This window comes from Streptomyces sp. NPDC086777 (assembly GCF_040702065.1).
Classification (GTDB): Bacteria; Actinomycetota; Actinomycetes; order Streptomycetales; family Streptomycetaceae; genus Streptomyces.
Genome location: NZ_JBFBJI010000052.1, coordinates 1 through 14,562, shown reverse-complemented (window position 1 = coordinate 14,562; position 14,562 = coordinate 1). Strand labels below are relative to the sequence as shown.

Sequence of the window (14,562 nt, the reverse complement as noted above, 5' to 3'; positions counted from 1 at the left end):
GGAGTCCTGAGTTGAACACCACTGTCTCCGCCGCCGGCCTCACCGTGCGCTACGGCGGCACCCCGGCGCTCGACGGCGTCACCCTGTCCCTGACGGACGGCGTCACGGGCCTGCTCGGGCCCAACGGCGCCGGGAAGACCACCCTGTTGAAGGTCCTCGCCACCGCCGTGCCGCCCGACGGCGGCGCCTTCACGGTGCACGGCGCGGACCCGGCCACCCCGGCCGGCCGGCTCGCGGTCCGCCGCACGCTCGGCTACCTCCCGCAGACCCCCGGCTTCCACCCGGACTTCACGGCCTTCGAGTTCGTCGACTACGTCGCCATCCTCAAGGAGCTCACCGACCGCGGCGGCCGCCACCGCGAGGTCCGGCGCGTCCTGGACCTGGTCGGCCTGGCCGACGTACGCGGCAGGCGGATCAAGCGGCTCTCCGGGGGGATGCGGCAGCGGGTCGCGCTGGCCGCCGCGCTCGTCGGCGGCCCCCGGTTCCTGGTCCTGGACGAGCCGACGGTCGGGCTCGACCCCGAACAGCGCATACGGTTCCGCGAGCTGATCGCGGAGGCGGGCGAGGGCCGCACGGTGCTGCTCTCCACCCACCAGACCGAGGACGTGGCGATGCTCTGCAACCGGGTGATCGTGCTGGCCGGCGGCCGGGTCCGGTTCGACGGCACGCCGGCCGGACTGACGGCCCGCGCGGCCGGACGCGTGTGGAGCAGCACGGAACGCGCTCCGGGCGCACGGGCGGGCTGGCGCACCGGCACCGGCGCCTTCCGCAACGTCGGCGACCCGCCCACCGGTGCCGAGCTGCTCGAACCGACCCTGGAGGACGGCTACCTGCTGGTCCTCGACGACGAGACCACCGGGGTGGCGGCATGACGGCCGTACTCGGAACGGAGCCGGAGCCGACAGCCGCCGGGCGCGAGCACGAGGAGCCGGGCACCGCGTCCGCGTCCGTCGTCGCCCTGGCCGTGTTCGAGGCCCGCCAGCTCCTCCTCCAGATACCGCTGGTCTTCTTCGGCCTGCTGTACCTCGCCTACGTCGGGTACGGCCTGTTCGGCCGGGACGAGGGCATGGACGCGTATCCCGTCCTGCACGACGTGGACCGCGCCACCCAGGGCGGCCCCGAGCTGTTCGCGGTGGCCCTGCTGGTGTGCGTGCACCGGGCGGTACTGCTCGACCGGCGGCGCGGCCTGGCGGAGCAGGTCGGGGTGCTGGCGATGGCGCCCGCCCGCCGTACGCTCGCCCACGCCCTGTCCGTCGTGCCCTTCGCGGTCGGCGTGGCCGCGGTGGTCGACGTCCAGTTCGCCTGGGCGTCGCTGCGGCCGGGCGCGGTCGGCCACGGCTCGGTCTTCGAACTGGCGGTCGCCCCGCTGACCGTCCTGCTCGCCGGTGCGGTCGGCGTACTGCTGGCCCGGGTCCTGCCCCACCCGGCGGCCCCGCTGCTCTTCCTGCTCGTGATCGGGCTCGTCACCAGCCTGCTGCCCGCCGGCTCGGGCACGCACGGCGTGGACTGGCTGTGGCCGGCGGTGCTGCAGAACGGCGGCACCCCGGTCCCCGGCGAACTGCTGGGCCGCCCGGCGGCCTGGCACGCGCTGTATCTGCTGGGTCTCACGGTGCTGGCGGCGTGCGCGGCGATGCTGGTGGCCGGCGGCAGGGCGCGGCTCCTGAAGGCCGCGACGGCCGTGGCGCTGGCGGCGGTGGTGGTCGGTGTGGCCGGGCAGACGCCGGGGGACCCCCCGGGCCTGCAGGCCGAGCGGAAGGCCGAGGCGGACCACCCCGCGAAGTTCCAGACGTGCGTCGAGCGGGGCGGCTCCCGGTACTGCGCGTACCCGGACTGGAAGGGCTGGACCGTCGACTGGGCCTCGGTCGTCCGTCGCGTCCAGGCCGAGGCGGGCGGCGAGCAGGCCACGGCCCGCCTCACCGTCCGTCAGCGCATCCAGGAGATCACCGACCTGACCACGGACGCCACCCTCCCGACCAGCTCCACCCCCGGGACGGTCACCGTCGGCACCCAGTGGGGCGGCAACCGGGTCCCCGAGTTCGCGGTCGGCGTCGCCCGGGTCCTGGTCGCGGGCAACGAGCTGGCGTCCGTCGAGATGTGCGACGCCCGCCCGGTCACCACGATGTGGCTGGCCCTGGCCACCGCGTCCGACCCCGAGGACACCTTCCGCCACCTCCGCATCGACGACAGCCTCGCGGGCTCGGCCTCGGTCCTCACCCCGGACGGCGGCAGCATGTCCGTCTCGGCCCAGCAGACGCAGGTCGTGCGGGAACTGTTCCGCGAGCCGCACGACACGGTGGCGGCCCGGGTGAAGTCCCACTGGCAGCAACTGGTCTCACCGCACACGACGACGGCCGAGGCGGCCCGCCTGCTCGGCGTACGGGTACCGAAGGGGCCGGACGACTGCCGGGAGGACTGACGCCGGCCGCCCGGCGGCCCGACAGGGGCATGATGGAGGCGGCAGGCGGCAGACGGCGGACGGCAGACGGCAGACGGCCGGTGCCGGGCGGATGAGGAGACGGGCGTGGACAATCCCTTCCGGGACAACCCCTTCCGTGACGGAGGACCGGCTGAGAGGGCGATGCCCTGGCTGTCGGCCGCCGTCGTCCTCGTCCTCGCCGCGGCCACCCTGGCCGGCGGTGCCGGGCCCCTCGTCAAGGCGCTCGCCGCGGCGGTCGCCGTCGCCGTGCTCGGCAGGTCCGCCCACCTGATCAACCGCAGGCGGCCACCCGGCCGGTGAGGGGCCCTCAGGCCGTCGTCACGTCTCCGTCCGGTACATCAGGTCCGTCTCGTGGGTCACGAAGCCCAGCCGTTCGTAGACCGCGACCGCCGCCGTGTTGTCGGCGTCGACGTACAGCATCGCCGTCGGCAGCCCCCGTTCCGCCAGGTAGCGCAGCCCGATGGTGGTGAGGGACTTGCCGAGGCCGCCGCCCTGGGCGGTGGGGGAGACACCGAGGACGTAGACCTCGCCGAGGCGCTCCGCGTCGTGGACCTTCGTCCAGTGGAAGCCGAGGAGTTCGCCGCCGCGCTCCGCGAGGAAGAAGCCGGCCGGGTCGAACCAGGGCTGGGCCTTGCGGTCGTCGAGGTCGCGCTGGGTGAGCGAGCCCTGTTCCGGGTGGTGGGCGAAGGCGGCGGCGTTGACGGCGAGCCAGGCCGCGTCGTCCCGGCCGGGGACGAAGGCGCGGACGGTGACGCCCTCGGGCAGCTTCGGGTCCGGCAGGTCCAGGTCCGTCAACGGCCGGCGCATCTGGCGCAGTTCGCGGAACAGGGTGAGGCCGAGGACCTGCGCGAGGTGGCGGGCCGCCGAGTGGCCGCCGTGCGCCCAGATCCGCAGCCGCTTGCCGGACGCGGCCAGCAGGGCGGAGCCCAGCGCGCGGCCATGGCCGTGGCCCCGGTAGGCCGGGTGGACGACCAGCTCCGCGGCCGGCGCCTCCACCGGGTCGGTGTCCTCCAGCTGGGCGTAGCCCACGAGTTCGTCGCCGACGGAGAGGAGCAGATGGGAGACGCCCTCCCGGGCGCCGCCGCTCAGCTGGAGGCGGCCCTGCTCGGACACCGGCTGCTGGCCGTCGGCCCCGGCGGCCGCCGCCAGCAGTTCCCGTACGGCCTCGGCCTGGTCCGGGGTGAGCGCGGAGTAGGTGTCGATGGAGCGGGAGTACATGGGCGGCCGTGCGGTGTCGTCGCTGGTCATGCGTACGAGGGTACGGGTCCGGATCGGCAAAGTGGGGGCACCGGAGAAAGGTAAAAGGCAGGGCAACCGGCAACCAAGATGTAACCATGAACCCCCTGTTGCGCTACGCGCGTTGACCCTAGGCTGCGCCGGACCGGGCCACTTCTCAGCAGACCCACAGGGGGGTCCCATGCACGCGAAGTCCAGACCGTCCAGACCGTCCGGGCGCCGTACCTGCGCGCTGCTCGCGGCGGCCGCCGGGCTCGCCACCGTCGCAGCCCTGGCGGGCGCGCTGCCCGCCGACGCGCACTCCGGCAAGGGGCACGGGCACCACGGCCCCGGCCGCTACCAGGACGTCCAGCTGCTCTCCTTCAACGACCTGCACGGCAACCTGGAGCCCCCGTCCGGCTCCTCCGGCCGGGTCACCGAGACCCAGGCCGACGGGACGACCAGGACGGTCGACGCCGGTGGTGTCGAGTACCTCGCGACCCACCTGCGGCAGGCCCGCAAGGGCAAGGAGTACTCCGTCACCGCCGCGGGCGGCGACATGGTGGGCGCCTCCCCGCTCGTCTCCGGCCTCTTCCACGACGAGCCGACCATCGAGGCGCTCAACAAGCTCGACCTGGACGTCACGACGGTCGGCAACCACGAGTTCGACGAGGGCGCGAAGGAACTGGCCCGCCTGCAGAACGGCGGCTGCCACCCCACCGACGGCTGCTACACCGGCAAGAAGTTCAAGGGCGCCGACTTCCCCTACCTGGCGGCCAACGTCCTCGACGAGAAGACGGACGAGCCGATCCTCAAGCCCTACTGGGTCTGGCAGAAGAAGGACGTCAGGATCGGCTTCATCGGGGTCACCCTGGAGGGCACGCCCGGCATCGTCTCCGCCGACGGCGTGAAGGGCCTGACCTTCAAGGACGAGGTCGAGACCATCAACAAGTACGCCAAGGTGCTCCAGCGCCAGGGCGTCCAGTCGATCGTGGCGCTGGTCCACGAGGGCGGCTTCCCGGCCTCGTCCGACTACAACTACGACTGCGACTCCGCGGGCGCGGGCAGCGGCGTCTCCGGCCCGATCGTCGACATCGCGAAGAACGTGACCCCGGCCGTGGACGCGCTGGTCACCGGCCACACCCACACCGCGTACGTCTGCACGATCGACGACCCGGCCGGCAACCCCCGCATGGTCACCTCGGCCGCCTCCTTCGGCCGCCTCTACACCGACACCACGCTGACCTACGACCGCCGTACCGGCGACATCGCGCGTACGGCCGTGCGGTCCGCGAACCACGTGGTCACCCGGGACGTCGCCAAGGCGCCCGACATGACCGAGCTGATCAGCAGGTGGAACACCCTCGCCGCCCCGATCGGCAACCGCGCCATCGGCTACATCTCCGCCGACGTCAACAACACCGGCACCGAGTCCCCGATGGGCGACCTGATCGCCGACGCCCAGTTCGCGTACGGCAAGGAGCTGGATCCGGAGACCGACCTCGCCCTGATGAACCCGGGCGGGGTACGGGCCGGTCTGACGTACGCGGCCAAGGGGAGCGAGGGCGACGGCGTCGTGACGTACGCCGAGGGCTTCACGGTCCAGCCGTTCGCCAACACCGTGAACCTCCAGGACTTCACCGGCGCACAGCTCGTCCAGGTACTCAAGGAGCAGGTGAGCGGTGCGAACGCGGCCGCCCCGAAGATCCTGCTGCCGTCCGCGGGGCTCACCTACACGCTGGACCTGACGAAGACGGGCGCGGACCGGGTCGTCACCGATTCCGTGAAGCTGAACGGCACGGCCGTCGACCCGGCCGCCACCTACCGCGTCGCCACCAACTCCTTCCTGGCGGGCGGCGGCGACGGCTTCACCACCCTCGGCCAGGGCACCGGCGACCTGGTGGGCACCGACGACCTCTCCGCCCTCGCGGAGTACCTGACGGCCCACTCCTCGGCCGCGAGCCCGCTCGCGCCGCCGGCGGCGGACCGGATCACGATCGTCCAGTAGCGGCCACCCGCCTCGCCCCGACCAGGGCCCGGTACGCACCCCCGTGCGTACCGGGCCCTTTCTGCTGGATAAAACCTGTGTGAGGCACTGCGCGGTTCCCGGTTGCTTCTGAAAATTCATCTCAGTCGTAATTCACCGAGGTCTCACTGGAAATGGCTTTTTCGGGCTCGTGGACCGCGTAATGTTTTCCATGTCGAAAGCGAACGGCGCGGACGACGGAACGAAGGAGAAGAGCATGAGCTTCCACAAGATCGTCCCGGTGAAGACGGCCGAGAAGCCCGCCCCGAAGCCGGTTCCGAAGAAGAAGCACTGCAAGAAGCCGCAGCCCAAGCGCCCCGTGGGCAACCGCTGACTCACCCGCCCAGAGGAGGGAATTTCCATGAGCTTCCACAGGATCGTCCCTGTCAAGAAGCACCGCAAGCCCGCTCCGGCCCCGAAGAAGCCCGCGCCGAAGAAGCCGGAGCCGAAGCGTCGCCCGGTCGGCGAAGCGCGCTGACAAAGCATTTACAGAAGTAATTCAAATCAATTCACAGGTTGTTGCGGCGGACCAGTAGAAAAACTGTTGCAGAACCACGACAGAAGTCACCACGGAGAGGGAGAACACCATGAGCTTCCACAAGATCGTCCCCGTCGGGAAGCACCGCACGCCGGCCCCGGCCCCGAAGAAGCCCGCCCCGAAGAAGCCGGAGCCGAAGCGTCCGGTCGGCGACAGGCACTGAGACGCGCTGTGAGGCGGGGTCACCGGTTGCGCGTGGTCGCCCGGTGGCCCCGCCTCGGCCATGTCCGCCCCCTGAAACCCGAGATCCCTGAAGGGAGTTGCCGACCATGAGAGAAGCCCGCGCGGCCTTCCGCCGTTTCTGGCCGCTGACCCGCGGTGACCGCAAGTGGCTGTGGCTGATCATCGCGTGCGTCGTGGTGTCCGCGCTCGCCGAGACCGCCGCGATCCTGCTCTTCGCCGACCTGACCGACAACGCCCTGCAGGCCGGTTCGCTCGCCGCCTTCTGGGGCCCGGCCGGCGCCTGGCTCGGCGTCGCGGCGCTCGGCGCGCTCGTCGGCTACCTCGGCAACTCCCTGGCCACCTGGACCGCCGAGAGATTCGTCCTGCGCCTGCGCGCCAAGGTCTTCCGGCACGTCCAGGACCTGCCCCCGCACTTCTTCCAGCGGCACCGCCAGGGCGACCTGGTGGAACGCCTCACCGGTGACGTGGAGGCCATCGAGCAGATGGTCGTGTCCGGGGTCGTCGGCACCGTCGCCGCCGCGTTCTCCGCGGTCTTCTACGCGGCCGCCGCCTGCTGGCTCCGCTGGGACCTGGCCCTGGCCACCTTCGTCCTCGCGCCCCTGTTCCTGCTCGCCGCCCGCCGCTTCTCCGGCCGGATCAGGGCGGCCTCCCAGGACGAGCGGGTCGCCGACGGCGCGATCACCTCCGTGGTCGAGGAGTCCCTCGGCAACGTCGTCCTCACCCAGGCGTACAACCGCCGCCGGGACGAGGAGAAGCGCCTGGACGCCGAGGCCCGCGCCTGGATGCGGGCCAGCGTGCGCGGCGCCCGGCTCGGCGAGATGTACGCGCAGTTCGTCGAGGTCGTCGAGACCCTCTGCGTGGTCGCCGTGATCGGCCTGGGCGTCTGGGAGATCTCCGCCGGCCGTATGACCCTCGGCGAACTCCTCGCCTTCGCGGCCTTCCTCGGCTACCTCTACCCGCCGATCCGCAACCTCGGCCAGCTCGGCCTCACCCTCACCGCGGCCACCGCGGGCGCCGAACGCATCGGCGAGATCCTGGACGCCGAGCCCGCGGTCACCGACCCCGCCCGGCCCGTCGGCCCCTGGCCCGTCCGCGGCTGGGTCAGCTTCCACAACGTCTCCTTCCGCTACCCGGAGTCCCCCTGGGCCTGCCTGCGCGACGTCGGCCTCACGGCGAACCCCGGCGAGCTGGTCCTGGTCACCGGCAGGAGCGGCGCCGGCAAGTCCACCCTCGCCAAGCTCCTCACCCGCTTCTACGACCCCTCGGCCGGCGTGATCTGCCTGGACGGCGTGCCGCTCACCGACGTACCCCTGGAGTTCCTCCGCGAGAACGTCGCCCTGCTGCCGCAGCAGACGCTGATCCTCAACGGCACGGTTCGCGAGAACATCGAGTGCGGCCGCCCCGGCGCGACGGACTCCGAGATCGAACAGGCGGCCCGGGACGCCGCCGCCCACGACTTCGTCGCCGCCCTCCCCGAGGGCTACGACACCCACATCGCCCCCGGCACGGCGGCCCTCTCCGGTGGCCAGCTGCAGCGCATCGCCATCGCCCGCGCGATGCTCCGCGCCGCTCCGGTCCTCGTCCTCGACGAGCCGACGGCGGGCCTGGACGCGATCGCCGCCCGCCAGGTCGTCGCCCCCCTGCGCAAGCTCATGGCGGGCCGTACGACCATCATGATCACGCACGACCTCACCCTCGCCCCCGACGCCGACCGCATCCTGGTCGTCGACCGCGGCCGGCTGGTGGAGGCGGGCACCCACGCCGAACTCCTCGCCCGCGACGGCGCCTACGCCGCCCTGGCCCACCCGCTCCCGGAGGCCGTCACGGCGGAACCGGCGGCGTCGGCCCCCGACGAGACGATGATCCTCAGGTGGTAGCACCGTTCCTGAGCGTGTACCCCAGTCCGCGCACGGTGTGGATGAGCCGCGGTTCGCCGCGGCTCTCCAGTTTCCGTCGCAGGTACATGACGTAGACGTCGAGCGTGTTGGAGGCGGGCGCGAACTCGAAGCCCCACACCTCCCGCAGGATCCGCTCCCGGCCGAGCACCCGCCCCGGATGCCGCAGCAGGAACTCCAGCAGCGCGTACTCGGTCCTGGTCAGGTCGATGGCCCGCTCCCTGCGGTGCACGGTCCTGCTCCGCAGATCCATCGAGACATCCTCGAACCCGAGGGACCGGCGGTCCCCGCCGCCCGCCTCCGTCCCCGTCTCCCGCCGCGAACCGCGCCGCAGCAACGCCCGCACCCGGGCGAGGAGTTCCTCGGCGGCGAACGGCTTGGCCAGATACCCGTCGGCGCCGTTGTCGAGGGCGACGATGCGGTCCCCCACGGCATTCCGCCCGGTGATCATGAGGATCGGCACGGTGGACCCGGACGCCCGGATCCGCCGGGTCGCCGCCAGCCCGTCGAGCCCCGGCATCTCGACGTCCATCAGCACCAGGTCCGGCTCGCTCTCCGGAGTCCCGAGGAGATCGAGGGCCACTCTGCCGTCGTCGGCGAGCACCGTCTCATACCCCTCGGACCTGAGCAGCCGCCCGATCCCGTCGCGCACGGCCGCGTCGTCGTCGGCCAGCAGGATCTTCCTCGCCGTCTGAGCCATCTCAGCCATCTCAGCCATCTGGCAAAAGTGTGACGAGGGGCTGTGACGGGGCTGGGGGCGGGATGTGGGTGGGCTACGGCTGCCGGGCCGGGGAGCGCGGCGGCCGGATGCTCCAGTACCGGTCGAGTACGGCGGCCAGGGCGACTCCCGAGGCCAGGGGGACGCACACCATGAGCAAGAAGGGGTGGTCCGGGCCCCCCACGGCGGCCCGCCAGATGTCGACCACGAGCATGAGGCAGAAGACCGCCAACCAGCCGTACAGCCCCCACGTCACGGCCTTCCGCCGTGCCGCCCCCCGCAGGATCAGCTCCTCGACGTCCGGACGGCGCTCCCACGTGAGACTGCGCAGCGGGGCGGCGGCCAGGCACAGCTCCGCGACCTCGGCGTAGGGGTCGTCGACCTGCCAGTCGTTGAGATGCCACAGCAGGAAACGGCGGCCCCGGATGTCGTACAGGTAGGTGAGCCACTGCGGGGCCGTCCGCCCGGAACCGCGCTGTGCCTGCTCGACCCGGATGTCGTACACCTCCGACCAGGCCCAGCTCCGCGCACGCACCGGCCCCTGTGCGGTGATCCCGGCGGCCGTGACCCTGGTGTACGCCCGGAAGTACTCCAGTGCGATCCGGACGACCGTCATGGCCAGCAGCAGTGCGACGGCCGGCGGCCCCCACCAGAACCCGCTTCCGCCCCTGTCGTCGTCGTGGGAGACCCGGCTGGTCTGGATGAACGCGTTCATCATCAGCAGCATCGGCAGGAGGAGGTACGCCAGGTGCGGCTTCCGGCGCCTTCGGTACTCCCGTTCGACTCCACCCTCGTCCACGATCCGTGCCCCTCCCCAGGCGCACCGAACGGGTGCGCGACTGGAGAGAGGATAAGGCGGCCGTCCGTGGCCTCGGGAAGCGGTTCGGGCCGGCCGTCGGCGGACCGTTCCGCCTTCGCTCGAACGGGTGATCTGACGTCATCTCGCCAGGTCCACCGGCATCGCCTTACCTACCGTGATCGCGTTGCTTGTGGGCTGGTTGTTCGAAGATCCGGACGAAGTCCTGCGCGAGCGACTGTCCTACGATCGGCTCCGTGACCTGGCACTGTCCCCGCCGGACTCGCTCGCGTTCATCAGGGGCCTTCTGGAGGAGCGCGGATCAGGACCCGCACCCCCGGCCTCAGCACCGCGGTGGGGTGCAAGTCGAGCTACAGCGACGGGGGAGCCAACAACTGCGTCGAGGCCGCAGACGGCCACCCAGGCACAGTCCCCGTCCGGGACAGCAAGATCCCGGCCGCCCGGCCGCCCGTCCGCCCGGCCGCCCGTCCTCTCGTCTTCTCGGCTGTGTCCCCGGTCCGTGTTCGTGGGCGGGGTCAAGGAGGAAGCCGGTCGGCGCACCTTCGGTTGGCATATGCCCGAGGGGCTGATGTCCGCGGCGCCGCCGCACTGCCCGACGGCATGTGGGTCGAACCAGCACGGTCCAGCCACCCCAAAGGCCCCCGCATCATCTACTTCGATGATGGAAACGGTTGGCTGACCTACACCTTCGTACCGCGCGCGGCAGACCCGCAGATCATGGTGGAACTGGTCTTCTGGGTGGGAGCCGAGCGGTCTACGGCGTCTCAGGCGGAGCCGTAGGCGCGCCCGGCAGGCGTACCGTCGCCACCGTGCCGCCGCCGTTGGCGCGGGCCAGGGTGACGTCGCCGCCGGCCTGCTGGACCGTGCGGGCCACGATGGAGAGGCCGAGACCGGAGCCCGGCAGGGCCCGCGCGCTCGGCGAACGCCAGAACCGGTCGAAGACGTGGGGGAGTTCTTCCTCGGGGATGCCGGGGCCGTGGTCGCGGACGGTGAGCACGCCGCGGTCCAGGGCGACGTCGATCTTGCCGCCTTCGGGGCTGAACTTCACCGCGTTGTCGAGGATGTTGACGATCGCCCGCTCCAGCGCGGAGGGCTCCGCGCGGACGAACCACGGCTGGACGTCCGCCGAGATCGTCAGCTCCGGACCGCGCAGGCGGGCGCGGCGCAGGGCCGCCTCGACCGTGTCCTGAAGGGCCACGATCTGCACGCGCTCACCGCGCTGCCCCTCCGAGCGGGACAGCTCCTGGAGGTCGCCGATCAGTGACGCCAGCTCCGTCATCTGCGCCTTCACCGAGGAGAGCAGCGCCTTGCGGTCCGCCGGGGGGATCGGGCGGCCGGTCTCCTCGCTGCGGGTGAGGAGCTCGATGTTCGTGCGGAGCGAGGTGAGGGGGGTGCGGAGTTCGTGGCCGGCGTCCGCGATGAGCTGCTGCTGCAGTTCGCGGGAGCTGGCCAGGGAGCTGGTCATGCTGTTGAAGGAGCGGGACAGGCGCGCGATCTCGTCGTCCGACTCTTCCTCGACGGGGATGCGGACGCTCAGGTCCTCGGTACGGGCCACGTGCTCGACGGCCTCCGTCAGCTTGTCGACGGGACGCAGCCCGGCCCGGGCGACCGCGAGGCCCGCGGCGCCGGCGCCGACGACTCCGATGCCGGAGACCAGGAGGAGGATCAGGGCGAGGTCCTTGAGGGTGTCCTGGGTGCCTTTCAGCGGGACGGCCACCATCAGGGCGGTTCCGGAGCTTGCTCCGGTGTTCGTGTCCGTGACCACGAACGGCGCCGGGAGGGTCAGCACCCGCACGGCGTTGCCCTTCGTGTCGACACCGTTGCGCAGAAGGCCCTTGCCGCTGCCGGCCTTCTCGATGACGTCCTTGTCGGCCTGGGTCACCTTGACGGTGCCCGCGGAGTTCTGCGTGACGCAGGGGGTGCCGTCGGCCTTGATCGCTTGGGAGTAGGTGTTCCGGAGCCCGGTGAGCGTGCCCTGCGTGCCCTGCGTGGTCTGCCGGCAGTTCTTGAGGGCGTCCGCGATGTCACCGAGCTGCGGACCTCGCATGCCCGAAACCTTCTGGAGGTCGTTGTCCACCTGGTTGTACAGCTGCCTCTGCACGATGAACCAGCACGTCACCGAGACCGCCGCCACCGCGAACGCCACCGCTGCCGCGACCAGCATCGACAGCCGGGCGCGGATCGGGAGGGTGCGGAAGCGGGCGGTGAGCCTCTTCACTCGGCGCCGCCCTGGCGCAGGACGTACCCGACGCCGCGCACGGTGTGGACGAGGCGGGGCTCGCCGCCGGCCTCGGTCTTGCGGCGCAGGTACATGACGTAGACGTCGAGGGAGTTGGACGAGGGCTCGAAGTCGAAGCCCCAGACGGCCTTGAGGATCTGCTCGCGGGTGAGGACCTGGCGCGGGTGGGCCATGAACATCTCCAGGAGCGTGAACTCCGTGCGGGTCAGCTCGACCTGGCGGCCGGACCGGGTGACCTCGCGGGTCGCGAGGTCCATGCGCAGGTCGCCGAAGGTGAGCGCCTCGTCCTCCTGGACGCCTTCGGAGAGCGAGGCCGCGTAGGAGCTGCGGCGCAGCAGCGCACGGATGCGGGCGAAGAGTTCGTCGAGCTCGAACGGCTTGACCAGGTAGTCGTCGGCCCCGGCGTCGAGGCCGGTGACGCGGTCGCCGACCGTGTCGCGGGCCGTCAGCATCAGGATCGGGGTGGTGTCGCCGGCCCCGCGGATGCGGCGGGCGGCCGTCATGCCGTCCATGCGCGGCATCTGGATGTCGAGGACGATCAGGTCCGGCTGGTAGGCGGTCGCCTTCTCCAGCGCGTCCGCGCCGTCGACCGCGACCTCGGTCTCGTACCCCTCGAAGGCGAGGCTGCGCTGGAGGGCTTCGCGTACGGCCGGCTCGTCGTCGACGATCAGGATGCGCTGGGGTTCACGGTCGCCATCGGCGGGGCTCATCGCTCGCGTTTCCTCGGGGTGCGGTGGGTCGTGGTCCGGGACGCCTCTCAGCCTCGCATGTTTCTCGGCTGTCGGGTATGCACGCTGGTGGGGTGGTACGCCCCTAGCCGCGTACCAGGGTCATGCGGCTCAGCGGCACCTTGCGCTGGTGCGGCCGGGCCGCCGAGGTCCGCAGGCCCATCAGCTGCGGGGCGGGCACGACCTCCGGGGCGCGCGGGGTCGGGGTCGGCGCCAGCACGCCCTCCGGGGAGCGGGGGGCCGGGGTCGGGGCCACCACGGCCTCCGTCGGTGCGTGGAGCTCGTACGCCACGGCAAGGGCGAGGCTGACACCGGCCGGGCTGTCGGCGGACATCGTGTGCGAAACCTGCTCGATCATGACGTGCTCCCTTGCTCTGGTGACGGTGGTTCAGCTGGTGGAGCCCGACCGCAGCTTGGCCAGGTCGGACTTGACGGTGTTGATCGGGATGGCGAAGCCGAGGCCGACACTGCCCGCGCTGGAGGAGGACGACGAGGAGTCGGAACTCGCGGAGTACATCGCGGAGTTGATGCCGACGATGTCGCCGCTGGCGTCGATCAGCGCGCCGCCGGAGTTGCCCGGGTTCAGGGACGCGTCGGTCTGGATCGCCTTGTAGGTCGTGGTGGACGACCCGGTGTCGCCGTTGAACTGCTGGCCGCCGAAGGAGAACGGCCACTGGCCGCTGCCGCCGCCCTGCTGCTCCTGCTGCTGGCCTTCGTCGGTGGAGACGGTGACGTCCCGGTCGAGCGCGGAGACGATGCCGCTGGTGACGGTGCCGGTCAGGCCCTCGGGCGAGCCGATCGCCACGACCGTGTCGCCGACCTGGACTCCGTCGGAGTTGCCGAGGACGGCGGGGCTGAGACCGGAGGCGCCCTGGAGCTTGAGGAGGGCGAGGTCCTTGGAGCTGTCGGTGCCGACGACCTCGGCGGTGTACGACTTGCCGTTGCTGGTGGAGACCTTGACGGACTGGGCGCCGGAGATCACGTGGTTGTTGGTGATGATCTCGCCGTTGCTGGTGATGACGACGCCGGAGCCGGTGGAGGTGCCGTTGCTGAGGGTCGCGTTGACCTCGACGACGCTCGGGCTGACCCTGGCGGCGATCGTGGCGACGTCGCCCTTCTTGCTGGAGGGCACCACGCTGGTGGTGGTGCTGCTGGAGACGACGTCGCTCTTGCCGGTGAGCTCCTGGAAGGCGTACGCCGTGCCGCCGCCCACGGCCGCCGCGACGATCGCGACCGCCGCGAGGAGGGCTATCGGACCCCGGGGCCGCTTCCTGGGTGCCGAGTGCGTGCCGTGCTCCGCCGGGTGCCCCGCCGAGTGCTCCGCGTCCGGGCCGACGGTGGGGAGTACGGCCGTACCGCCGCCGTAGCCGCCCTGGCCGCCGTCGACCGTCGGCTGGTGGGTGGGCGGGGGCGGCCACTCCGGGTTGACGGGGGAGGAGGCGTGCTGCTGCTGGGGGTACGCGCCCTGGTAGGCGTCACCCTGGGGACCCTGCGGGTTCTCGTACTCGCCGCTGCGGCGGAGGCTCTCGGTCATGACAAGTAGCTTGTCCCGCGACCATGAGAGCCTCCTGAGTGCCCGCTGAGAACGCCGCGAGAAGCTCGTTTGCCCGATATAAGGAACCTTCTCGCAGGTCGGCCGGGGCTCTCAGACGCCGTTCATGAAGTTGTTGCGGTGGATTTCCGGGTGCGGGCCGGTGGGGGCTGGTCGCGCAGTTCCCCGCGCCCGCGCCCCTTCAGGGGCGCGGGGGACAGCGCGAGCGGACACG

General features: G+C 71.7%; 12 protein-coding genes and 1 pseudogene. 6 read left to right on the top strand and 7 right to left on the bottom strand.

Annotated elements, in window-relative coordinates:
- Positions 1 to 11 precede the first annotated feature (11 nt).
- The 3 genes from AB0472_RS41275 (at position 12) to AB0472_RS41265 (ending at position 2,737) form a co-directional block, all read left to right on the top strand.
- Entirely contained in the window at positions 12 to 872 is an 861-nt protein-coding gene (locus tag AB0472_RS41275; RefSeq protein ID WP_366364509.1) for an ABC transporter ATP-binding protein, read from the top strand.
- Positions 869 to 2,416 carry an ABC transporter permease gene (locus tag AB0472_RS41270; RefSeq protein ID WP_366364508.1) on the top strand — a complete coding sequence of 516 codons (1,548 nt, stop codon included), beginning with the start codon at positions 869 to 871 and terminating at the stop codon, positions 2,414 to 2,416. Before AB0472_RS41275 ends, AB0472_RS41270 begins: the two co-directional genes overlap by 4 nt.
- A gap of 105 nt (positions 2,417 to 2,521) precedes the next feature.
- Positions 2,522 to 2,737 carry a hypothetical protein gene (locus AB0472_RS41265; protein WP_366364507.1) on the top strand — a complete coding sequence of 72 codons (216 nt, stop codon included), beginning with the start codon at positions 2,522 to 2,524 and terminating at the stop codon, positions 2,735 to 2,737.
- 18 nt (positions 2,738 to 2,755) lie between these two features.
- Here the strand turns inward: AB0472_RS41265 and mshD are convergent, their stop codons facing one another.
- Positions 2,756 to 3,685, bottom strand: coding sequence for a mycothiol synthase (mshD, locus tag AB0472_RS41260; protein ID WP_366364506.1), 930 nt, complete (start codon positions 3,683 to 3,685; stop codon positions 2,756 to 2,758).
- Positions 3,686 to 3,854: 169 nt separating this feature from the next.
- On the opposite strand from mshD, the gene AB0472_RS41255 reads away from it, so the two are divergent.
- Together AB0472_RS41255 and AB0472_RS41250 are read left to right on the top strand one after the other, a co-directional pair.
- Positions 3,855 to 5,660, top strand: coding sequence for a bifunctional metallophosphatase/5'-nucleotidase (locus AB0472_RS41255; RefSeq protein ID WP_366364505.1), 1,806 nt, complete (start codon positions 3,855 to 3,857; stop codon positions 5,658 to 5,660).
- A gap of 825 nt (positions 5,661 to 6,485) precedes the next feature.
- Positions 6,486 to 8,276, top strand: coding sequence for an ABC transporter ATP-binding protein (locus AB0472_RS41250; RefSeq protein ID WP_366364504.1), 1,791 nt, complete (start codon positions 6,486 to 6,488; stop codon positions 8,274 to 8,276).
- Here AB0472_RS41250 and AB0472_RS41245 read toward each other — a convergent pair.
- Both AB0472_RS41245 and AB0472_RS41240 read right to left on the bottom strand, forming a co-directional pair.
- The gene (locus tag AB0472_RS41245) at positions 8,266 to 9,012 is read right to left on the bottom strand and encodes a response regulator transcription factor (RefSeq protein WP_366364503.1); all 747 of its coding nucleotides are present in this window, start codon (positions 9,010 to 9,012) and stop codon (positions 8,266 to 8,268) included. The two genes, AB0472_RS41250 and AB0472_RS41245, sit on opposite strands and share 11 nt — an antisense overlap.
- Before the next feature lie 55 nt (positions 9,013 to 9,067).
- Complete coding sequence (locus AB0472_RS41240) at positions 9,068 to 9,811, bottom strand: PH domain-containing protein (protein WP_366364502.1); 744 nt, start codon at positions 9,809 to 9,811, stop codon at positions 9,068 to 9,070.
- Between the two features lie 318 nt (positions 9,812 to 10,129).
- Between AB0472_RS41240 and AB0472_RS41235 the strand changes: the two are divergent.
- Positions 10,130 to 10,267 (top strand): annotated as a pseudogene (locus AB0472_RS41235) (DUF397 domain-containing protein); the annotation flags it as partial.
- Positions 10,268 to 10,583: 316 nt separating this feature from the next.
- Here the strand turns inward: AB0472_RS41235 and AB0472_RS41230 are convergent.
- From AB0472_RS41230 to AB0472_RS41215, 4 genes are all read right to left on the bottom strand, one after another.
- A complete protein-coding gene (locus AB0472_RS41230) occupies positions 10,584 to 12,047 on the bottom strand; it encodes a HAMP domain-containing sensor histidine kinase (protein WP_366364501.1) in 1,464 nt (487 codons plus the stop codon).
- Positions 12,044 to 12,778, bottom strand: coding sequence for a response regulator transcription factor (locus AB0472_RS41225; protein WP_366364500.1), 735 nt, complete (start codon positions 12,776 to 12,778; stop codon positions 12,044 to 12,046). The genes AB0472_RS41230 and AB0472_RS41225 overlap by 4 nt, the downstream gene beginning before the upstream one ends.
- Positions 12,779 to 12,881: 103 nt before the next feature.
- Positions 12,882 to 13,154, bottom strand: coding sequence for a hypothetical protein (locus AB0472_RS41220; RefSeq protein ID WP_366364499.1), 273 nt, complete (start codon positions 13,152 to 13,154; stop codon positions 12,882 to 12,884).
- 30 nt (positions 13,155 to 13,184) lie between these two features.
- Positions 13,185 to 14,330 carry a trypsin-like peptidase domain-containing protein gene (locus tag AB0472_RS41215; protein WP_366364498.1) on the bottom strand — a complete coding sequence of 382 codons (1,146 nt, stop codon included), beginning with the start codon at positions 14,328 to 14,330 and terminating at the stop codon, positions 13,185 to 13,187.
- Positions 14,331 to 14,562 lie beyond the last annotated feature (232 nt).

Excerpts from the sequence above, each read along its gene's own strand:
- AB0472_RS41220 (WP_366364499.1), bottom strand. The coding sequence starts at position 13,154 with ATGATCGAGCAGGTTTCGCACACGATGTCCGCCGACAGCCCGGCCGGT.
- AB0472_RS41255 (WP_366364505.1), top strand. The coding sequence starts at position 3,855 with ATGCACGCGAAGTCCAGACCGTCCAGACCGTCCGGGCGCCGTACCTGC.
- AB0472_RS41215 (WP_366364498.1), bottom strand. The coding sequence starts at position 14,330 with ATGACCGAGAGCCTCCGCCGCAGCGGCGAGTACGAGAACCCGCAGGGT.
- AB0472_RS41270 (WP_366364508.1), top strand. The coding sequence starts at position 869 with ATGACGGCCGTACTCGGAACGGAGCCGGAGCCGACAGCCGCCGGGCGC.
- mshD (WP_366364506.1), bottom strand. The coding sequence starts at position 3,685 with ATGACCAGCGACGACACCGCACGGCCGCCCATGTACTCCCGCTCCATC.
- AB0472_RS41250 (WP_366364504.1), top strand. The coding sequence starts at position 6,486 with ATGAGAGAAGCCCGCGCGGCCTTCCGCCGTTTCTGGCCGCTGACCCGC.
- AB0472_RS41245 (WP_366364503.1), bottom strand. The coding sequence starts at position 9,012 with ATGGCTGAGATGGCTGAGATGGCTCAGACGGCGAGGAAGATCCTGCTG.
- AB0472_RS41225 (WP_366364500.1), bottom strand. The coding sequence starts at position 12,778 with ATGAGCCCCGCCGATGGCGACCGTGAACCCCAGCGCATCCTGATCGTC.